Annotated in this window: 25 protein-coding genes; 10 read left to right on the top strand and 15 right to left on the bottom strand. The window is 62.8% G+C overall.

Features of this window, described 5'->3' with window-relative positions; translation table 11 throughout:
* Positions 1-82: 82 nt before the first annotated feature.
* Complete coding sequence (locus tag DY201_RS17930; protein ID WP_115732364.1) at positions 83-481, bottom strand: VOC family protein; 399 nt, start codon at positions 479-481, stop codon at positions 83-85.
* A 170-nt stretch (positions 482-651) separates the two neighbouring features.
* Between DY201_RS17930 and DY201_RS17925 the strand changes: the two genes are divergently transcribed.
* A complete protein-coding gene (locus tag DY201_RS17925) occupies positions 652-1,500 on the top strand; it encodes an AraC family transcriptional regulator (RefSeq protein WP_115732363.1) in 849 nt (282 codons plus the stop codon).
* A 71-nt stretch (positions 1,501-1,571) separates the two neighbouring features.
* Here DY201_RS17925 and DY201_RS17920 read toward each other — a convergent pair whose 3' ends face one another.
* Together DY201_RS17920 and DY201_RS17915 are read right to left on the bottom strand one after the other, a co-directional pair.
* Positions 1,572-2,783: an NADP-dependent isocitrate dehydrogenase gene (locus DY201_RS17920; protein ID WP_115732362.1), complete on the bottom strand. Its 1,212-nt coding sequence runs from the start codon at positions 2,781-2,783 to the stop codon at positions 1,572-1,574.
* A gap of 179 nt (positions 2,784-2,962) precedes the next feature.
* On the bottom strand, positions 2,963-3,307 hold the full coding sequence (locus DY201_RS17915; RefSeq protein ID WP_115732361.1) for a TfoX/Sxy family protein: 345 nt from the start codon (positions 3,305-3,307) through the stop codon (positions 2,963-2,965).
* Positions 3,308-3,406: 99 nt separating this feature from the next.
* On the opposite strand from DY201_RS17915, the gene DY201_RS17910 reads away from it, so the two are divergent.
* The 3 genes from DY201_RS17910 to DY201_RS17900 all read left to right on the top strand — a co-directional run bounded on the left by DY201_RS17910 (position 3,407) and on the right by DY201_RS17900 (position 5,305).
* Complete coding sequence (locus DY201_RS17910; protein ID WP_245432029.1) at positions 3,407-4,267, top strand: RNA methyltransferase; 861 nt, start codon at positions 3,407-3,409, stop codon at positions 4,265-4,267.
* Positions 4,260-5,054 carry a glutamate racemase gene (murI, locus tag DY201_RS17905; protein WP_115732359.1) on the top strand — a complete coding sequence of 265 codons (795 nt, stop codon included), beginning with the start codon at positions 4,260-4,262 and terminating at the stop codon, positions 5,052-5,054. The genes DY201_RS17910 and murI overlap by 8 nt, the downstream gene beginning before the upstream one ends.
* A 62-nt stretch (positions 5,055-5,116) precedes the next feature.
* The gene (locus DY201_RS17900) at positions 5,117-5,305 is read left to right on the top strand and encodes a DUF3008 family protein (RefSeq protein ID WP_115732358.1); all 189 of its coding nucleotides are present in this window, start codon (positions 5,117-5,119) and stop codon (positions 5,303-5,305) included.
* Positions 5,306-5,351: 46 nt separating this feature from the next.
* On the opposite strand, the gene DY201_RS17895 is transcribed toward DY201_RS17900, so the two are convergent.
* A complete protein-coding gene (locus DY201_RS17895) occupies positions 5,352-5,987 on the bottom strand; it encodes an NAD(P)-dependent oxidoreductase (protein WP_165915946.1) in 636 nt (211 codons plus the stop codon).
* A 148-nt stretch (positions 5,988-6,135) separates the two neighbouring features.
* On the opposite strand from DY201_RS17895, the gene DY201_RS17890 reads away from it, so the two are divergent.
* The 4 genes from DY201_RS17890 to ttcA all read left to right on the top strand — a co-directional run bounded on the left by DY201_RS17890 (position 6,136) and on the right by ttcA (position 9,235).
* Positions 6,136-6,546, top strand: coding sequence for a winged helix-turn-helix transcriptional regulator (locus tag DY201_RS17890; protein WP_115732356.1), 411 nt, complete (start codon positions 6,136-6,138; stop codon positions 6,544-6,546).
* Positions 6,547-6,625: 79 nt separating this feature from the next.
* The gene (locus tag DY201_RS17885) at positions 6,626-7,333 is read left to right on the top strand and encodes a 2OG-Fe(II) oxygenase (RefSeq protein WP_115732355.1); all 708 of its coding nucleotides are present in this window, start codon (positions 6,626-6,628) and stop codon (positions 7,331-7,333) included.
* Between the two features lie 221 nt (positions 7,334-7,554).
* Complete coding sequence (gene rpsD, locus DY201_RS17880; RefSeq protein ID WP_115732354.1) at positions 7,555-8,172, top strand: 30S ribosomal protein S4; 618 nt, start codon at positions 7,555-7,557, stop codon at positions 8,170-8,172.
* A gap of 214 nt (positions 8,173-8,386) precedes the next feature.
* A complete protein-coding gene (ttcA, locus tag DY201_RS17875) occupies positions 8,387-9,235 on the top strand; it encodes a tRNA 2-thiocytidine(32) synthetase TtcA (protein ID WP_115732353.1) in 849 nt (282 codons plus the stop codon).
* Positions 9,236-9,323: 88 nt separating this feature from the next.
* On the opposite strand, the gene DY201_RS17870 is transcribed toward ttcA, so the two are convergent.
* The 7 genes from DY201_RS17870 to DY201_RS17840 form a co-directional block, all read right to left on the bottom strand.
* On the bottom strand, positions 9,324-10,589 hold the full coding sequence (locus tag DY201_RS17870) for a multidrug effflux MFS transporter (RefSeq protein ID WP_425358736.1): 1,266 nt from the start codon (positions 10,587-10,589) through the stop codon (positions 9,324-9,326).
* Positions 10,590-10,682: 93 nt separating this feature from the next.
* Positions 10,683-11,018, bottom strand: a complete 336-nt coding sequence (gene grxD / locus DY201_RS17865; RefSeq protein WP_067962632.1) for a Grx4 family monothiol glutaredoxin — start codon at positions 11,016-11,018, stop codon at positions 10,683-10,685.
* Positions 11,019-11,181: 163 nt separating this feature from the next.
* The gene (locus tag DY201_RS17860; RefSeq protein WP_115732352.1) at positions 11,182-11,409 is read right to left on the bottom strand and encodes a hypothetical protein; all 228 of its coding nucleotides are present in this window, start codon (positions 11,407-11,409) and stop codon (positions 11,182-11,184) included.
* A gap of 78 nt (positions 11,410-11,487) precedes the next feature.
* Positions 11,488-12,225: a class I SAM-dependent DNA methyltransferase gene (locus DY201_RS17855; RefSeq protein WP_115732351.1), complete on the bottom strand. Its 738-nt coding sequence runs from the start codon at positions 12,223-12,225 to the stop codon at positions 11,488-11,490.
* A gap of 14 nt (positions 12,226-12,239) precedes the next feature.
* Entirely contained in the window at positions 12,240-12,473 is a 234-nt protein-coding gene (locus DY201_RS17850; RefSeq protein ID WP_067962623.1) for a BolA family protein, read from the bottom strand.
* A gap of 14 nt (positions 12,474-12,487) precedes the next feature.
* Entirely contained in the window at positions 12,488-14,713 is a 2,226-nt protein-coding gene (purL, locus tag DY201_RS17845) for a phosphoribosylformylglycinamidine synthase subunit PurL (protein ID WP_115732350.1), read from the bottom strand.
* A gap of 134 nt (positions 14,714-14,847) precedes the next feature.
* Entirely contained in the window at positions 14,848-16,263 is a 1,416-nt protein-coding gene (locus DY201_RS17840; protein WP_115732349.1) for an aminotransferase-like domain-containing protein, read from the bottom strand.
* Positions 16,264-16,346: 83 nt separating this feature from the next.
* On the opposite strand from DY201_RS17840, the gene DY201_RS17835 reads away from it, so the two are divergent.
* Entirely contained in the window at positions 16,347-16,562 is a 216-nt protein-coding gene (locus DY201_RS17835; RefSeq protein WP_245432028.1) for a DUF1127 domain-containing protein, read from the top strand.
* Between the two features lie 134 nt (positions 16,563-16,696).
* Here the strand turns inward: DY201_RS17835 and DY201_RS17830 are convergent, their stop codons facing one another.
* The 4 genes from DY201_RS17830 to purC form a co-directional block, all read right to left on the bottom strand.
* Positions 16,697-17,104: a hypothetical protein gene (locus DY201_RS17830; RefSeq protein WP_115732347.1), complete on the bottom strand. Its 408-nt coding sequence runs from the start codon at positions 17,102-17,104 to the stop codon at positions 16,697-16,699.
* Between the two features lie 45 nt (positions 17,105-17,149).
* Complete coding sequence (gene purQ / locus DY201_RS17825; protein WP_115732346.1) at positions 17,150-17,824, bottom strand: phosphoribosylformylglycinamidine synthase subunit PurQ; 675 nt, start codon at positions 17,822-17,824, stop codon at positions 17,150-17,152.
* Position 17,825: 1 nt separating this feature from the next.
* Positions 17,826-18,068 carry a phosphoribosylformylglycinamidine synthase subunit PurS gene (gene purS / locus DY201_RS17820; RefSeq protein ID WP_115733852.1) on the bottom strand — a complete coding sequence of 81 codons (243 nt, stop codon included), beginning with the start codon at positions 18,066-18,068 and terminating at the stop codon, positions 17,826-17,828.
* 72 nt (positions 18,069-18,140) lie between these two features.
* Complete coding sequence (gene purC, locus DY201_RS17815; protein WP_115732345.1) at positions 18,141-18,908, bottom strand: phosphoribosylaminoimidazolesuccinocarboxamide synthase; 768 nt, start codon at positions 18,906-18,908, stop codon at positions 18,141-18,143.
* A 286-nt stretch (positions 18,909-19,194) separates the two neighbouring features.
* Here purC and DY201_RS17810 point away from each other — a divergent pair, with 286 nt between their 5' ends.
* Positions 19,195-19,515: a DUF1476 domain-containing protein gene (locus DY201_RS17810; RefSeq protein ID WP_115732344.1), complete on the top strand. Its 321-nt coding sequence runs from the start codon at positions 19,195-19,197 to the stop codon at positions 19,513-19,515.
* Positions 19,516-19,578: the final 63 nt, after the last annotated feature.

Below are 19,578 nucleotides of genomic sequence, written 5' to 3'. Positions count from 1 at the left end.
TATCAGTTGCTGGAATTGTGAGGGCGGGGGCTTTGGCTCCCGCCTTTTTCGTTTTCGATGTCTCGTGGCCCAGTCAACGGGACTAGTCAGCCGAGGCGGCCACGAACTCGACTTTGATCCGATCCGGATCCTCGATGAACAGCGCGTAATAGTCGATTCCGCCGTTGGCGAAGGGGTAGCGCTCGTCATAGAGGCAGGAGACATCGTTCTCGCGGCAGAACTGCCTGAGCCTGTCGACGGTCTCCCTGTCCTTCACGCGAAATGCCAGGTGATTGAGGCCAACGCCCGACCGGTGATAGTGCCGATGGGCGTGTTTTTCGGCAACTTGCACGAAAGTCAGATAGGCGTCGTCCTCATGCGCGAGTGTGAACCCGTCGCCCCAGCGATCGCTTTCCTCATAGCCGATCTGAGCCAGAAGAGAGGCCCAGAAGGCATGTGAGGCATCCAAGTTCGAAACATAGATCTCGACATGATGCAGCATCGGCTGTCCCCGAAATGGTCGCGTCGCAGTCCCTGGCTTTCTATCGCGTTCAACCCGTCGCTGCCATCTGGTGCGGCTGAAGTCTGCTTGAGCGGTAAACTTGAGGTCAGCAGGATTTGTCAAATCGGGCTATGGTTATGTCCGGCCGATCGATTTGCAAGAGGTTTGGCATGAACGGTGAAACGGCATGGGCAGTCTATGAAACCCGCCTGAGAAGGGTTTCGGCCCACATCCACGCGCATCTCGACGAGGAGCTGGATATGGACCGCCTGGCCGACATCGCCTGCATGTCGAGCTACCACTGGCACAGGATCTACCGCGCCATCTACGGTGAAACGGCTGCCGCCACGGTCAAGCGCCTCAGGCTGCACCGCGCCGCAGGTGACATCGTCGGAACGGATCTGACTGTCCTGGAGATTGCAAAGCGGTCTGGCTATCCCAACGTCCAGTCGTTCAACCGCATCTTCAAGGCCGCCTACGGCATGCCGCCAGCGCGCTACCGGAGGGAGGGAAGCCACAAGCTCTTCGAAACCCATAGAGGAAAGGCTTCCCACATGTTCGACGTTCATATCCGCAACATTCCCGACACCAGTCTCGTCGGCGTCGCCCATCAGGGCTCCTACATGCAGATCGGCAAGGCCTTCGAGCAACTGTTCGGCACGCTCTACGCCCGCGGTCAGGCTCGGCCCGACATGCGCATGATCGGCATCTATCTCGACGATCCCGATATCGTCTCCGAGGACAAGCTGCGCTCCGTCGCCTGCGTCAGTGCCGATGCGGCAGCACCCGCAGCAGCGCCGCTCGAGCGGCACGCAATCTCGGGCTGCGAGTACGCCGTGCTGCGCCACAAGGGGCCTTATGCAGAGATGCACCTGGCCTACAAATGGCTCTATGCCGAATGGCTGCCGAAATCGGGTCGCCAGCTGCGCGATGCGCTGATGTTCGAGGAGTACCTCAACAACCCGCGCGACGTAGCGCCGTCAGAGCTCCTGACCGACATCCACCTGCCGCTGGCTTGAGGCGGGCAGATCCCAAATCAAAAAGGCCCCGGATCGCTCCGGGGCCTTCTTGTTTCGGTGCCTATGGCAGATCAGCCCATCGCCTTCTGCAGGTTCTCGTCGATCTTGTCGAGGAAACCGGTGGTCGACAGCCAGGGCTGGTCGGGACCGATCAGCAGCGACAGGTCCTTGGTCATGAAGCCGCTTTCGACCGTCTGGATGCAGACGCGCTCCAGCGTCTCGGAGAAACGCTTCAGATCGGCGTTGTCGTCGAGCTTGGCGCGGTGCGCGAGGCCACGGGTCCAGGCGAAGATCGAGGCGATCGAGTTGGTCGAAGTTTCCTCGCCCTTCTGGTGCTGGCGGTAGTGGCGGGTCACGGTGCCGTGGGCAGCTTCCGCTTCCACCGTCTTGCCGTCAGGCGTCATCAGCACCGAGGTCATCAGGCCGAGCGAGCCGAAGCCCTGGGCCACGGTGTCCGACTGCACGTCGCCGTCATAGTTCTTGCACGCCCAGACATAACCGCCCGACCACTTCAGGCTCGAAGCCACCATGTCGTCGATGAGGCGGTGTTCGTACCAGAGCTTGCGCGCCTTGAACTCGGCCTCGAATTCCTTTTCGTAGACGTCCTGGAAGATGTCCTTGAAGCGGCCGTCATAGGCCTTGAGGATGGTGTTCTTGGTCGACAGGTAGACCGGGTAGTTGCGCAGCAGGCCGTAGTTCAGCGAGGCGCGGGCGAATTCGCGGATCGACTCGTCGAGATTGTACATGGCCATCGCCACGCCGGCGCCCGGTGCGTCGAACACGTCGTGCTCGATCACCTGGCCGTCGTCGCCGACGAACTTGATCGACAGCTTGCCCTTGCCCGGGAATTTGAAATCGGTTGCCTTGTACTGGTCGCCGAAGGCATGACGGCCGACGATGATCGGCTTGGTCCAGCCCGGAACCAGGCGCGGCACGTTCTTCATGATGATCGGCTCGCGGAAGATGGTGCCGCCGAGGATGTTGCGGATCGTGCCGTTGGGCGACTTCCACATCTTCTTGAGCTTGAACTCCTCGACGCGCTGCTCGTCGGGCGTGATGGTGGCGCACTTGACGCCGACGCCGTGCTTGTTGATGGCGTTGGCGGCGTCGATCGTCACCTGGTCGTTGGTGGCGTCGCGGTGTTCGATGCCGAGGTCGTAATATTCGAGGTCGATGTCGAGATAGGGGTGGATCAGCTTGTCCTTGATGAACTGCCAGATGATGCGGGTCATCTCGTCGCCGTCGAGTTCGACGACGGGCTTGGCCACCTTGATCTTCGCCATAGGAAATTGCCTCTTTTTGCCTGGAACCAGCCGGTCCCGGAGGGTTCACGATTGGGAGTGCGGCCCCTATACCAAAGCGAACCGGGTGGCGCAAATGATTGCGATTGCGACCTTCGGCCTGTCCGCTGACATTGTATGAAATGCGTGGCTGCGACACCGGCCGTCGCGGCTGCCACAGGTCATTTCCGCCTGGCTGTGGCCGTCTTCGGCGGCATCGGCCCGACGAAGCGCGAAGCCATGGCGATCCAGCCCTCGATCGTCCTGTCGTCGAGCTTATCCGCTGCAACCATGATGAAACCTTTCATCTCGCGGCCAGTGAAATCCATCCGCCTCGCGCCTGGCAAAGCGAGGGCTGACGGCTCCTGGGTCTCGCCGACGCGCACGAGCAAGGCGCCATTCTTCAGTGTCCCGACCATCATGTTGCCGTTGAGCGTGAAGCAGGTGCCGCCGAACATGCGGATTTCGCCGACATTGGGATCGTCGCCGACAAAGGCCCGGATCTGCTCTGCGAGATCGTCCGCCATGGCTGGCTCTTACCGGAACTTCATTTTCGCGCGCGAATATGTCAGGGACGCGCAAAAGGCGCAATTCTCGGTTCAATCGCAACGATGTCAGAAAACCCCATGCAAACTGCGGCCCCAGTGATCATCCTCGTCGAGCCGCAGCTCGGCGAGAACATCGGCATGGTGGCGCGCGCAATGGCCAATTTCGGCCTCGGTGAACTGCGCCTGGTCAATCCACGCGACGGCTGGCCGAACGAGAAGGCGCGTTCCGCCGCCAGCAACGCCGATCACGTCATCGACGGCGTCGTGGTTTTCCCCGACCTCGCATCCGCCGTGACTGATCTGAATTTCGTCTTCGCCACCACTGCGCGCGAACGGGACGGTTTCAAGGAAGTGCGTGGCCCTGTCGAAGCCGGCCGCATGCTGCGTGGCCGCGCTGCATCAGGGCTTCGCACCGGCATTTTGTTCGGACGCGAGCGTTTCGGCCTCTACAACGAGGAGGTGAGCCTTGCCGACGAGATCGTCACCTTCCCCGTCGATCCCAGGTTCGCCTCGCTCAACATCGCCCAAGCGGTGCTGTTGATGTCCTATGAGTGGATGAAGTCGGGCCTGGAAGACGAGACCCAGACCAATTTCTCAGGCCCTGAAATGGCGCCGGCAACCAAGGATCAGCTGCACGGCCTGTTCAATCATCTTGAAGCAGCGCTCGACGCGCGCGGTTATTTCCGCCCGGCGGCCAAGAAACCCAAGATGGTCGACAATCTGCGCTCGGTGCTGACGCGGCCTGGCTTCTTCGCGCCGGAGCTCAAGGTTCTGCGCGGCGTCGTTGCCTCGCTCGACTATTTCTCGCCCAAGGAGCCGCGAGGCGCCGGCTACCCCGATCGCAAGGCGAAAGTCGACCACGCTGCCCATTCCGGCAGTGCAGGCAGCGATGAGGACGACACGCCGCCGGTCGGCGGCAGGGGGCTCGACAATGACTGACCGCCCGATCCTGATGTTCGATTCGGGCATTGGCGGCCTGACCGTGCTGCGCGAGGCGCGCGTACTGATGCCCGAGCGTCGCTTCGTCTACGTCGCCGACGATGCGGCATTTCCCTACGGTGCCTGGGAAGAGCCGGCGCTGAAGGCGCGCATCCTCGATCTGTTCGGCCGCCTGCTCGAGCGCTTCGATCCCGAAATCTCGGTCATTCCGTGCAATACGGCATCGACGCTTGTGATCGATGCGTTGCGTCAGGCTTTTCCCGGCCATCCCTTCGTCGGCACCGTGCCGGCGGTCAAGCCGGCTGCAGAGCGCACGCGCTCGGGGCTGGTGTCGGTGCTGGCGACGCCAGGTACGGTCAAGCGGCAATACACACGCGACCTGATCACCCAGTGGGCGACCAAATGCCATGTCCGGCTGGTCGGCAGCGACAGGCTGGCGCAAATGGCCGAAATCTACATGCGCGACGGCTTCGTCGACGAGCAGGCGGTCAAGGACGAGATCGCACCTTGCTTCATCGAGCAGGACGGCCGGCGCACCGACATCGTCGTGCTCGCCTGCACGCATTACCCATTCCTGGTCAACCGAATGCGCAAGACAGCACCCTGGCCGGTCGACTGGATCGATCCCGCCGAGGCTATCGCGCGCCGCGCGCTGTCATTGCTCGACGGTTTGCGCGAGTGGCGCGACGACGCCGGCCGCGACATCGCCGTCTTCACCTCGAAGCGCACCGATTTTGCCACGCGCCGATTGATGCAGGGCTTTGGACTGACAGTCGAAGGAACATGACGGCCCGGCAGGCGTTTTCCAAAGCCGAGAGGTCCAAAGGCCCAGAGCTAAGGAGAAACGCCATGCCAGCCGTATCCAAAGCCCAGCAGAAAGCCGCTGGAGCAGCCCTTGCCGCCAAGCGCGGCGAGATCAAGAAGAGCGAACTCGTCGGCGCATCGAAGGAAATGTACGAATCGATGACCGAAAAGGAGCTCGAAGAGTTCGCCGAGACCAGCCACAAGGGGCTGCCGGAGCACAAGACAAGCCACTGAGCCTTTGGGCACCGAGCCTTGGGGGCACTGAGCCCCGGCGTGCCGGTCAGTAGCCTACGGTGAAGCGCTTGCCCGTATGCTGGGGCGCTTCGGCTTCGTTCACGATGGCGACGGCCAGGTCTTCCACCGAGATGTGGCTTTCGCCTTTGGCATCGAACACCGGCTGGTCGCCGCCGGTGCGGAACTGGCCGGTGCGTTCGCCTGGCGCCATCATGATCGCCGGCGACAGGAACGACCATTCCAGACCGGTCTCGCTGCGCAGGGCCGCGAGTGCATCGCGCGCGGCGCGCGCGCCATCCTTGTAGGCTTCGGGGAAATGCGGGCCGTCGACGAGTTGCTTGCCGTCGATTTCGAGGCTGCCGGCGCCGCCGACGACGATGACGCGCTTGCCGGCGGCCTTGGCGGCCGCAACGATCGCCTTTGAGCCGGCGAGGTGCTTGGCGTAAATGTCAGGATCGCCCCAGCCGCCGTTGAAGGCGGAGACGACGACGTCGCTGCCTGAGATCGCGGCCTTCAGTGCCTCGATATCGTTGACGTCGGCGTTCACAGCAGTGACGCCGTCGATAGCTGCGACCTTGGACGGGGTGCGTACGATGGCCGTTACCTTGTGGCCGCGCGAGGCAGCTTCCTTGAGCACCGCATTGCCGACGAAGCCGGATGCACCGATGAGAGCGAGTTTCATGATCTTCTCCATGTTCGCCCTGCTTTGCTATTTCAGCAGAAAGCAGGTATGATCTGTAATCAGGTTACCAACGATAACTATATAGATCGAACCTAAGGACGCGAAAAGAACGCATGATTTCGTGCCCAGGTTACGTCAGAGGAACCACATGAACGCCTCGACAAGACCCGCAACCGCGGGGCCGCTGCTGCACACCACACCAGGCTTCAATACCGATGGTCGCGACACATGCCCCATTCGCGAGGTGCTCGACCGTGTCGGCGACACCTGGAGCATTCTCGTCATCATCAACCTCCAGGCGCAACCAGTGCGCTTCAACGCGCTGAAGCGCTCGATCGAAGGCATTTCGCAACGCATGCTGACGGTCACCTTGCGCTCCCTGGAGCGGGACGGGCTGGTCACCCGCACCGTGCGGCCGACAACGCCGCCGGAGGTCGAGTATGGACTGACCGAACTCGGTCAGTCGATCGCCGTGCCGATCGCATCACTCGGCAACTGGGCTGCGAGCAATCGCGACCGCATGCGCCAGGCGCGGGAGGCGTTCGATCTCGACGCCTGATCGTTGCCGCGCAGGAATCGGAATGCGGCCTCCAACCTGAGGGCATAGCGTCTGCCTCCTATCGTTATGGAGTGCCGTTATGAATGCAGACACCATCGTTTCGAGCCTGGACTGGCCGCGAATCCTCAGTGAGCTCGATGAGTTCGGTGTCGCGCCGACCGGCCCGCTGCTCGATCGCCAGACCTGCATCGCGTTGCGCGAGCTCTATGATTGCGACGCGCATTTCCGCAGCCGCATCGTCATGCAGCGTCACGGATTTGGTTCGGGAGAGTACAAATACTTCGCCAACCCGCTTCCCCAGGTCATATCTGGCCTTCGCCACGCCTTCTATAAGCGCCTTGCGCCCTTCGCCACCGGCTGGAGCGAACGCATGGGGTTCGACAGGCGTTATCCGTCCGAACTCATCGCCTTCCTTGCCGAATGCCACGCCGACGGGCAGACCAGGCCGACGCCGCTTCTCTTGAAATACGGCGCCGGCGACTACAACTGCCTGCATCAGGACGTCTATGGCGAGCACCTCTTTCCGGTCCAGCTGGTGATTCTGCTCTCCGAGCCCCGATCCGAATTTGCTGGCGGCGAGTTCGTCATGACCGAGCAGCGTCCGCGCATGCAGTCGCGCGCCGAGGTGGTTCCGCTCGGCATCGGCCATGGGGCGCTGTTCGCCGTCAACGACCGGCCAAAGGCTGGTTCACGCGGCGATTACCGGGTAAAGATGCGCCACGGCGTCAGCCGCATCCGCTCCGGCGAGCGCTTCACCCTCGGCATCATCTTCCACGATGCGACGTGAGCCGGCTCCCTGCGAAGCGTTGACATTGCACCCGGTTTCGCCTAGTTACCCGCCAACGCCGGGCCGAAACGCCCGGTGTTTCATTTGACGTGTCCCGTGGACCTTTCCGCAATGCGTGCGTGGAAGATCCTGTCAGGCTCCGAAAACGGGGGCCAGAGGAGGGCGCGTTTCCTTCACTCGAAACACGAGGTTTCGGGTGTATCGTTCTGAAAGGGAATGCGATGAGCAAGCGCGAATCCGCGAAATACAAAATCGATCGCCGTCTTGGTGAGAACATCTGGGGCCGCCCGAAGTCCCCGGTCAACAAGCGTGAATACGGCCCCGGTCAGCACGGCCAGCGTCGCAAGGGCAAGCTCTCGGACTTCGGTCTGCAGCTGCGCGCCAAGCAGAAGCTGAAGGGTCACTACGGCGACGTTTCGGAAAAGCAGTTCCGCAAGACCTATGAAGAGGCAAACCGCCGCAAGGGCGACACCTCCGAGAACCTGATCGGCCTGCTCGAGTCGCGTCTGGATGCGGTCGTCTACCGCGCCAAGTTCGTGCCGACCATTTTCGCGGCCCGTCAGTTCGTCAACCACGGCCACGTCAACGTCAACGGCAAGCGCACCAACATCTCGTCCTACCGCTGCAAGGCTGGCGATGTGATCGAAGTCCGCGAGAAGTCGAAGCAGCTGGTCATCGTGCTTGAGGCCGTTGGCCTCGCCGAGCGCGACGTTCCGGACTACATCGAAGTCGATCACAACAAGATGGTTGCGACCTTCGCTCGCGTTCCCGGCCTGTCGGACGTTCCGTACGCAGTGCAGATGGAACCGAACCTCGTCGTCGAATTCTATTCGCGCTGATCCCCAGAGCGCGGTGCTTCGCGCCGCGTTCAATCTCGCGGCCTTGGGCGCATCTTGGCGATGCGCCGGGGTAGCATCGAATTTCAAAGGGCGGCCGGCAACGGCCGCTCTTTTCGTTTGGGGCGCATGTCTTGCGCGACGCCCAGAATTGCGGAATACCGCTGGCGGCAGCGCTGTCCCGCATCTGCGCGCCGTGGATTGAAGGACCAGACCGATGGGCATTCACGAACAGGACGCGCTGGCCGAGTCTGCGGAGGGCGCATTCCCGCTCTATCGCGACGCCCCGTCCTCGGTTGAGTTCAACAAGCTGCGCAAGCGCCTGCTGCGCCAGACGCGCCAGGCCATCGAAGACTACGCCATGGCCAGGCCAGGCGAGCGTTGGCTGGTGGCGCTGTCGGGCGGCAAGGATTCATATGGCCTGCTCGCGGTCCTGATGGATCTCAAATGGCGCGGCCTGCTGCCGGTAGAGCTGCTCGCCTGCAATCTCGACCAGGGCCAGCCGAACTTCCCCAAGAACGTGCTGCCCGATTATCTCAATGCCAATGGCATCGCGCATCGCATCGAGTACCGCGACACCTATTCCGTCGTCACCGAGAAGCTGCCGGAGGGCAGCACCTATTGTTCGCTGTGCTCGCGGCTCAGGCGAGGGCACCTCTACCGCATCGCGCGTGAGGAGGGTTGTTCATCGCTGGTGCTCGGCCATCATCGCGAGGACATCCTCGAGACCTTCTTCATGAACCTGTTCCATGGCGGCCGCCTTGCCGCCATGCCGCCGAAGCTTCTCAATGACGAGGGCGACGTCATGGTGCTGAGGCCGTTGGCCTTCTGCGCCGAGGCCGACATGGCCAAATTCGCCGAGGGCATGAAGTTTCCGATCATCCCCTGCGACCTCTGCGGTAGTCAGGAAGGCCTGCAGCGCAACGCCATGAAGGCGATGCTGGACGATATTGAAAAGCGCATGCCGGGCCGCAAGGACACCATGCTGCGGGCGCTGTCCAACACTCGACCGTCGCATCTGCTCGATCGCAAGCTGTTCGATTTCACCAGCCTGATGGCTGGCTGAGGTCGACAGGGTCACCAAAACGAACAGCCCGAAACCTTGAGGTTTCGGGCTGTTCTGTTTCAGAGGCTGTACGTCGCCGACGCTCTTGTTAGTGGATCTCGGCAGGGGCCGGCTTGGGATCGTGGTGGCCGCGGAACAGCTTGCCCTTCTCGGCAATCAGCACCATCACCAGGCCAATCGAGGCCACACCGCAGAAACCGATCGCCAGCGGCACCGTCGTGCCATCGAAGGACTGGCCGATGGCCGCACCGATCATGCCGCCGCCCAGGGTCTGCATGAAACCCTGCACCGAGGATGCCGTACCGGCGATATGGCCGAGCGGCTCCATCGAGATCGAGTTGAAGTTCGAGCCGATCCAGCCGAACTGGAACATCGCCAGAGCAAACAGCACGATGAAGGCTGGAAACGGCACCGGCCCGGTCAGCGACCAGACGAGCCAGATCGCACTCACCAGCAGGAAGCCGATCAGGGCGCCGTGCGACAGCTTGCGCATGCCGAACTTGACGACCAGGCGCGAATTCAGGAACGACGACACCGACATCATGCCGGCGATGGCCGCAAACACTGCCGGGAACCACACGCCGAGCCCGTAGAGGCCGACATAGACCTGCTGCGCCGAGTTGATGAAGCCGAACAGCGCGCCGAAGATCGTCATCGAGGCTAGCGTGTACCACAGCGACATCCGCGTGGTCAGCACGGTGCGGAAGCCCCTGGCGATCGACAGCACCGACAGCGGCCGCCGGTCCTCGGGATGCATCGTCTCGGGCAGGCGGATTGCCGCCCATAGCGTGATCGCCAGCGCCGACACCGCCATGACGATGAAAATCATGTGCCATTCCGAAAACAGCATGACGATCTGTCCCATCGCGGGCGCCACGACCGGCACGACCATGAACACCATGAAGATCAACGACATGATCTCGGCCATCTGCCGGCCGCCGAAGCGGTCGCGCACCACCGACACCGCAATGACGCGCGTCGAAGCAGCGCCGATCCCCTGGACGAAGCGCAGCAACAGCAACGTTTCGAAGCTCGGTGCAAAAGCCGCAGCGAAGGCCGCGAGCACATAGATGCCGAGGCCGACCAGCAGCGGCTTGCGCCGGCCGAACTGGTCGGAGATCGGGCCATAGGCAAGCAACGCCAGCGCGAGGCCGGCGAAATAGGCGGTAATCACATACTGGCGGTGGTTCTCGCTCTCGACATTGAGGGCAGCGCCGATCTGCTGCAGCGCCGGCAGCATGATGTCGACGGCGAGCGCGTTGACGGCCATCAAAGCGGCGGCCAGCGCGATGAATTCCCAACGCGGAATCGGGAATGCGTCCTGACGGACGCTCGGGGAGGCTTTCTGTTCCATTCGGAATCCAATTCAAACGGAAATGCGCCGGGCAAGCCGGCGCATTTGCCACAAACGGGACCCCGGAACAGGCCGGAGCCGGTAATTCTCAGGTCAGGCGGCGCCCTTGACGCTCACGCCCTTCTCTTCCAGGAACGACTGCAATTCGCCGGCCTGGAACATCTCGCGGATAATGTCGCAACCGCCGACGAACTCACCCTTGACGTAGAGCTGTGGGATGGTCGGCCAATTGGAATAATCCTTGATGCCTTGGCGAAGCTCGTTCGAGGTCAGGACGTTGACGCCCTTGTAGTCGACCCCGAGGTAATCGAGGATCTGGACGACCTGGCCGGAAAAGCCGCACTGCGGAAAGCCGGGCGTGCCCTTCATGAAAACCACGACATCCTGACTCTTCACTTCGCTATCGATGTATTCGTTGATTCCGCTCATGGCGCCCTAAACCTCAGATCTGGCCGGCGGACCGGCAATGTTCGTTAGACTGCTAGCATCTGCCACTATGTGGTTGCAACAGTCGAGCATTCCAAGCATCGGGTCGACCCGAAATCCGGAAATGTGACCTTTTTGCCGTGCAGCACCTGCGTTGCGGCGTCAGTCAGCTGCTGCGACGCGCCTTCGAGCGCGAGCGTACCGTGCGCTTGCGGCTGGTCTGCTTCTTGGCTGGCCTCAAAAGCTTCTCGATCTGGCGCAGCGTGGCCGAACTCGTCGTCGACGTCGTCCGCTTGCGGCGGCGCGTTCGCTTCGACGTGCTCGACGGCTTCTTCAGAATGTCCTTCAGCACACCGTCGACGACGCCTTGGACCAGGTCGTTGATCAATGACATGAGCGGCGATTTCCTGTTCTGTGGATTTTCCCCGATAAAAGATCGGGCAATCGATGTCGAGAGCTTCTGCCTTCTGGTCTACTTGATCGCCCGAATGCAGATGAACCCGGGCGAATGGCTGAGTTCGGCAAAATGCTCGGGGTCGACGACCGCCATCTCGGCCACCGGCAACGGCTCGACAAAGCGGTCGAGGCGCCAGCCGGCATCGCTCAGCCCGTTCAGTATGTCCTGCAGCGGCCGCCGGTAGGATTCGACATATGGTCTGGGCTCGCCAAAGCCGCTCCAGGACAGGCCCCAGCGGTTGGTCGTGAAGTAGTCGGCGTCGCCGCGTGCGCGGGGATCGGCCCAGTCACGCATCGGGTGGCCCATCGAGAAGACCAACCGGCCTACCGGCCGCGTGATGCGATGGAACTCGGCGAAAACCGGGTGGAGGTCCTCGACATAGTCGAGCGCCAGCGAACACAGGATCGCGTCGGTGCTGCCACTCGCCAGCCAATCCAGCGGATTGGCCAGATCGCCTTGGTGGAAAGCGACGTCTAGACCGGCACAGCGCTTGCGCGCCAGTTCCAGCATTTCAGGCGTGATGTCGAAGCCCCTGACGCGGGCGCCGCCGCGCGCCAGCTTTTCCGAGCAGATGCCCGAGCCGCAGCCGGCATCGACAACGTCGAGCCCGGCGACATCGCCAAGCAGGGCCAGCGAAGCCGGCCGCTCGTACAGTGCGTTGTGGGGCTTGGTGGGGGCTGCCGCGTCGTAGCGCTCGGCAAAAGTCGAGTAGGCGCGGCGCCCTATGTGATTGTCATCCGGGCGCCGCGTCATGGGAGCGTAGACCCTTATTCGGGAATGCTGGTCTGCAGGGCGAGTGCGTGCAGCACGCCGCCCATGTTGCCCTTCAGCGCGTCGTAGACCATCTGGTGCTGCTGCACGCGGGTTTTGCCGCGGAAGCTTTCCGAGACGACCTCGGCGGCGTAGTGGTCGCCATCGCCGGCGAGATCGCGGATGGTCACCCGGGCATCCGGAATGCCGTCCTTGATCATCCGCTCGATGTCGTGTGCGTCCATTGCCATGTTGTCGTTCCCGCTCAGTTGTCCATGAAGCGAGGGAACCAGGATTCGTGAGCCGTGGTCAACTCGTCGATCGCCACGGCCCGTGCCTCGCCCAGCTTCAGTTCCTTGCCGCCGGTCGTTCCGATCCACGGGGCGTGGATGCCGAGCGCCTTGGCTTCGTTCCACAATTCCTGCATCTCAGCCGACTTGGGGTCAAGCTTGACGGTGACCAGATAGCGGCCCTGATCCTCGCCGAAGAACACCGGGATCGGGTCGGTGCCGCTGAGGCCCGGAACAGTGGCACCGATGCCGGAGGTCATCGCCATTTCGGCGAGAGCCACGGCGAGACCGCCATCCGACAGGTCGTGTACGGCAGTGGCCGTGCCGCTGCGGATCAGCTTGCGGACGAAGTCGCCGACCTTCTTCTCGTGCTCGAGGTCGACCGCCGGCGGCGGGCCGTCGGTGCGGCCGTGAACGTCGCGCATGTAGATCGACTGGGCGAGGTGGCTGCCCCACTGGGCCGGGCCGCCGACCAGCAGGATCACCTCGTCCTCCTTGGCAAAGCAGGCCTTGGCCATCTTCGACCAGTCATCGATCAGGCCGACGCCGCCGATTGTCGGCGTGGGCAGGATGCCCTGGCCGTTGGTCTCGTTGTAGAGCGACACGTTGCCCGAAACGATCGGGAAGCCAAGCGCGCGGCAGGCATCGCCGATGCCGGTCACGGCACGCACGAACTGCCCCATGATCTCGGGGCGCTCGGGATTGCCGAAATTGAGGTTGTCGGTGGCGGCGAGCGGCAGTGCGCCGGTCGCGGTCAGATTACGCCAGCATTCGGCCACCGCCTGCTTGCCACCCTCATAGGGATCGGCCTCGCAGTAGCGCGGCGTCACGTCGGACGAAAACGCCAGTGCCTTGGTCTCGTGGCCTTCGACGCGGACGACGCCGGCATCGCCGCCGGGGCGCTGCAGCGTGTTGCCCTGGATCATCGTGTCATACTGCTCGTAGACCCACCGGCGCGACGACAGGTCGGGACCACCGAGCATCTTGAGCAGGGCGTCGGCGACATCGGCCTGCGGTACGTCGTCGGCAGCGAGCGCCGTGCGCTTGGCCGGCTCGACCCACGGGCGGTCATATTCGGGTGCCTCGTCGCCGAGTTCCTTGATCGGCAGATTGGCAACCTCGACACCCCCGTGGATGACGCGGAAGCGCAGGTCGTCGGTGGTCTTGCCGACGATCGCGAAGTCGAGGCCCCACTTGACGAAGATCGCCTCGGCTTCCTTCTCCTTCTCGGGGCGCAGCACCATGAGCATGCGCTCCTGGCTTTCCGACAGCATCATCTCATAGGCGCTCATGCGCTCTTCGCGGACCGGCACTTTGTCGAGGTCGAGTTCGATGCCGAGGTCGCCCTTGGCGCCCATTTCGACGGCCGAGCAGGTCAGCCCGGCAGCACCCATGTCCTGGATGGCGATGACTGCGCCCGAAGCCATGAGCTCAAGGCAGGCTTCAAGCAGGCATTTTTCGGTGAACGGATCACCGACCTGAACGGTCGGGCGCTTCTCGTCGATCTTGTCGTCGAACTCGGCCGACGCCATGGTCGCGCCGCCGACGCCATCACGACCGGTCTTGGCGCCGAGATAGACGACCGGCAAGCCGACGCCCTTGGCCTGCGACAGGAAGATGCCATCGGTCTTGGCGAGGCCGGCGGCGAAGGCGTTGACCAGGATGTTGCCATTGTAGCGGGCGTCGAAATTGACTTCACCGCCGACGGTCGGCACGCCGAAGGCATTGCCATAGCCGCCGACGCCGGCAACCACGCCCGACACCAGGTGGCGGGTCTTGGGGTGGTCGGGCGCACCGAAGCGCAGGGCGTTCATCGAGGCGACGGGGCGGGCGCCCATCGTGAAGACGTCGCGCAGGATGCCGCCGACGCCGGTCGCAGCCCCCTGGTAAGGCTCGATATAGGAAGGGTGGTTGTGGCTCTCCATCTTGAAGACCACGCAGTCGCCGTCGCCGATATCGACGACACCGGCGTTCTCGCCAGGGCCCTGGATGACGACATCACCCTTGGTCGGCAGCGTGCGCAGCCACTTCTTCGACGACTTGTAGGAGCAGTGCTCGTTCCACATCGCCGAGAAGATGCCGAGTTCGGTAAAGCTCGGCTCGCGTCCGACAAGGTCGAGGATACGCTGGTATTCGTCCGGCTTGAGCCCGTGCGCGGCGATGAGCTCGCCGGTGATCTTCACGTCATTCTGAATGGTCATCGTAGATCGCAGAATCCGTTGGGGGAGGCGTTGGTGGCTCCATAGCGCATGATTGCGCTGGGATATACCGCCAAAGGCCAGAAAGTCACCCTTTATGGCACGGAAACGGCCATCTGCCTGAGATCTGCCGGCTTTCAGCCGAAGCTGTCGTAGCCGGCGTCACCCTCGTCGAGCAGGCGGCGCAGCTTGATCAGCCCGCCTTCGACCTCGGCGCGTGAGCGCGGCGCCGAAATGCCGATCCGGACACGATGGAAAACCTGGTCGGAGCGCCCGGCCTTGAACTCGTCCTCGTCATCGACCAGCACGCCCTGGCCATAGGCGGCATTCTTGAATGTCCCGGAGTTCCAGGGCTCCGGCAGGGCAAGCCAGACGAAGGGGATGTTGGCGGCGATGTTGAAGTCGCCTCCTGCGAGTGTCTTGCGCACGATGTCGAGACGCGCATTGATCTCGGCGATCGAGCGGGCGCGAATGGCCGCGGCCTCGCCTGATAGCACCAGTTGCGCGCACAGTTCAGCCAGCAGGAAGGGCATGCCGCCGGTGACCATCTTGTGGGCGACGCGGATGCTGTGTCGGAAATGCGCCGGGCAGGAGAGCCAGCCGCCGCGTACGCCGGCGGCGACCGATTTCGACAGGCCGCCGACCACGAAGACCCGCTCCGGTGCAAATTCCGCCAGCAGCGGGGTACGGTCGTCGGTCAAGGCGCCATACAGGTCGTCCTCGATCAGCAGGACATTGTACCTGCGCGCGACTTCGGCGATTGCGGCGCGCCGCTCGGCCGGCATGGTCGCGCCGGTCGGATTCTGCCCAGTCGGCATCAGGAAGGCCACCTTCGGATGCTTCTGTGCGCAGACGGCCTCGAAATCGTCGGGGTCGATGCCATGGGGGTCTGACCGGACAAGCGCCATGCGCCGCCCGATCAGTCCGGCGCTGCGCGCCACCTGCGTATAGGTCAGGTGCTCGAACACGATGAAATCGCCGGGTTGCGTCACCGCTGCGATGATCGAAACGATCGCCGCATGCGCGCCAAGCGTCGGCACAATCGTGTCGGGCGAGGGGGCAAAGCCGTTGCGCGACAGCCAGGCGCTGCCGGCCCTGAACCAGTGCTCGGGGAAGTTCCGGGCGTAACTCGCAACGTCGTCGGGATAATCGCGGCAGATCGCCGAGGTGATTGTCTCGATTGCACTGTTCTGCCCGACATTGGGCGCAGCCGTGCTGTCGAAATGCAGCTTGCCCGCTGGCGCCTCCACCGACCGCGATCCTTCATGGGGCAGGGGAGTCGGCTCGATGATGGATGGCTGGATGCCGTTGCGTTCCAACACATAGGTGCCGCGGCCGACCTCGCCGCTCACCAGTCCGCGTTCGCGCAGCAGCGCATAGGCGCGACCGACCGTGCCGATGGTCACGCCGATGTCGTAGGCCAGGTCACGCTGCGGCGGCAGCTTGGCACCGGAGGCGAGTATGCCGTTGTCGATGTCGTTCTCGATACGCTCGGCCAACCTGAGATAGAGCGGGCCGGAGCCTGATGTAAGGTTTGGAAGCCAAATTGTCATGGTGACAATTCCTAAATTGCTATCGTCCGTGAGTCAATTCATAGGATCAATCGTTACCAATAGACACAATGCGGACAATGGATATGAGTACAATTGATGCAATTGGTGGAGTTGCCACGGCTGCATCTCCGCACAGGAAGCGTGGCGGGCTTCGCGGCTTCGTGCGCTGGCTGGCATTTTGCATGGAGCGGCGGCGCACCAGGCTGGCACTGTTGGAGCTGACCGACGACCAGCTCGCCGATATCGGAATTTCACGCTGCGACGCTTATCGCGAAGGGCTGCGCCCCTTCTACGATTGACCACTCCCATGGTCGCGAGCCGTCACGACCCACGGACGGTTCGGTTTAGGTGGAGGCGCGCCCCTGGTGCCTCCACCTCTTTTGCCCCGAAGGCACAAGAGGCGGGCAAACGGCGAGTTGTCAGTCCGGAGTGATCAGGCGGCCGCGCCGCAGGATGCGTCGCCGCTGCGCCAGCGATTGATATCAGAGCCGATGCGGGCGCCGAGCGCTTCGCTCATCAGCGGACCGAACACCTGGACCTGGCTCGAATTGCCTTGCGCCTGCACGACAAGCAGTGGGCGCGCGCCATACTGCTTGGCGGGAACAAGCAGGAACCGCGGCGTGCCGCCGAAATTGTTGAGCTCGTTGGCCATCTGGTACTTCTTGAAGGCCGGGTCCTTGCTGGCGAACCAGCATTTGTGGGCAGCAATCGCCACCTGTTCCATCGAACGCAGCGATGCGCTCTTGCCGGACGGCGACGGAGGCGGCGTCTTCGGGTCGGAATTGCAGGCGGCGAGGCCGATGACTGCGGCCGTTGCCGCCAGAATCCGCAGAGACTTCATGCGCCGATGTCCGCCTTTTTTCAGATGGTGAGGGAGGAGGTTGGCTCAGGCTGCCTTGGGCAGCCCGAGTGCGCTCTCGAACAGCGCGCGGCCGTCATTGCCGCCATGCGCTGCCTCGATCAGATTTTCCGGGTGCGGCATCAGGCCAAGCACATTGCCCTTGTCGTTGATGATGCCGGCAATGTCGTTGATCGAGCCATTCGGGTTGGTGCCCTCGGCGTAGCGGACCACGACCTGGCCTTCGCCCTCGATGCGCGCCAACGTCTCGGGATCGGCAAAATAGTTGCCGTCGTGATGCGCCACCGGGCAACGGATGATCTGGCCGGCAGTGTAGTTGCGGGTGAAGGCGGTGTTGGCGTTGGCGATCTCGAGCTTCACTTCGCGACAGACGAACTTCAGCGAGGCGTTGCGCATCAAGGCGCCGGGCAGCAGGCCGGCTTCGACGAGGATCTGGAAGCCGTTGCAGACGCCGACGACCTGCACCCCCTTGGCGGCCTTCTCGGCCACCGCACGCATCACCGGCATGCGGGCGGCGATCGCGCCGCAACGCAGGTAGTCGCCGAAGGAGAAGCCACCGGGAATGGCAATCAGGTCGACATCGGGGATTTCCGTGTCGGTCTGCCAGACGGTGACGGGCGCCTTGCCCGAAATCTTGGTCAGCGCCGCGATCATGTCGCGGTCGCGGTTGAGGCCGGGGAGGAGAACGACTGCTGATTTCACGTCAGGCAATCTCCACTGCGTAATTCTCGATCACCGTATTCGCCAGAAGCTTCTCGCACATGGCGTTGAGGTCGGCTTCCGCCTTGGCCTTGTCGGCGCCTTCGATTTCGACGTCGAAGACCTTGCCCTGGCGCACCGAGCCGACGCCGCCGAAGCCGAGGCCGTCGAGCGCATGTTCGATTGCCTTGCCTTGGGGGTCGAGCACGCCGTTCTTGAGGGTGACGGTGACGCGGGCCTTGATCACGGGCATTTCACTCCGGAGCAGAATTGGAAAACAGTCGGGCGCGAAGTTACTCGCGCCCGTGCTTGGATTTTGTCAGTGCTTGACGAGGACCGGCCCGGTCGGGCGGGGCGTCTCGTTCTCGTTCATGATGCCGAGACGGCGCGCCACTTCCTGGTAGGCCTCGACCAGCCCGCCCATGTCGCGGCGGAAGCGGTCCTTGTCGAGCTTGTCCTGGGTGGCGACGTCCCACAGGCGGCAGCTGTCGGGCGAAATCTCGTCGGCGACCACGATGCGCATCATGTCGCCTTCGAACAGGCGGCCACATTCGATCTTGAAGTCGACGAGCTGGATGCCGACGCCCATGAACAGGCCGGAGAGGAAGTCGTTGACGCGGATGGCCAGCGCCATGATGTCGTCGATTTCCTGCGGGCTCGCCCAGCCAAAGGCGGTGACGTGTTCTTCCGAGACCATCGGATCGTCGAGCGCGTCGGCCTTGTAGTAGAACTCGATGATCGAGCGCGGCAGCACGGTGCCTTCCTCGATACCGAGGCGCTTGGCCAGCGAGCCGGCTGCGACGTTGCGGACAACGACCTCAAGCGGGATGATCTCGACTTCCTTGATCAGCTGCTCGCGCATGTTGAGGCGGCGGATGAAGTGGGTCGGAATGCCCATGCGGTTCAGATGGTTGAAGATGTGCTCGGAAATGCGGTTGTTGAGCACGCCCTTGCCGTCGACGACTTCATGCTTCTTCTTGTTGAAGGCGGTGGCGTCGTCCTTGAAGAACTGGATCAGGGTGCCCGGCTCGGGGCCTTCATAAAGGATCTTGGCCTTGCCTTCGTAGATGCGGCGGCGATTCTTCATTTGAATGATTCTCTGGTTGGAAGGGTGGACGGCAAGTTACCGGTCCCTTTCTCACGCCGCAAAGCCGCGGCGGCTGTGGGTTTCAAGGCCGGTCTCTATCTTAATCGGGCCAATTGCTCAATCATCATTTCCCGCCAATCAACGCCTTTTGCTGCGGAAATGCCGCACCGCACATGCAAATGGTGCAAAAGAGAGATATTGACCGGGCGGCGGGCTTTTGGTTTGAGGAAGTCGATATCATATGCACCGGAAGTCGAATCGATTTCCCACGCCTTGGAGGATTGCCATGAGCAACATGAAGGACCGCGAAGAAGGTTTTGAGCGCAAGTTCGTCTTCGACGAAGAGCTGCGCTTCAAGGCAAATGCGCGGCGCAACAAGGCCCTCGGCCTCTGGGCTGCCGAAAAGCTCGGCAAGTCGGGCGCCGATGCCGACGCTTATGCCAAGGAAGTCGTGGTTTCCGACATCGAGGAAGCCGGCGACCATGACGTTTTCCGCAAGATCCGCGCCGATTTCGACGCTGCCGGCGTCGACCAATCCGACCACCAGATCCGCCGTACCATGGACGAGCTGATGGCGCAGGCGATCGACCAGATCAAGAACACCTGATCCAGCCCCATTTCTGGATACCGGGCGGCTGGTTTCGGCTGCCTGGACCAACGAACCGCCCGC

This window comes from Aminobacter aminovorans (genome assembly GCF_900445235.1).
Taxonomy (GTDB): Bacteria; Pseudomonadota; Alphaproteobacteria; order Rhizobiales; family Rhizobiaceae; genus Aminobacter; species Aminobacter aminovorans.
Note: the sequence above shows the minus strand (reverse complement) of the source record. Positions and strands in the feature narration are given on the sequence as shown.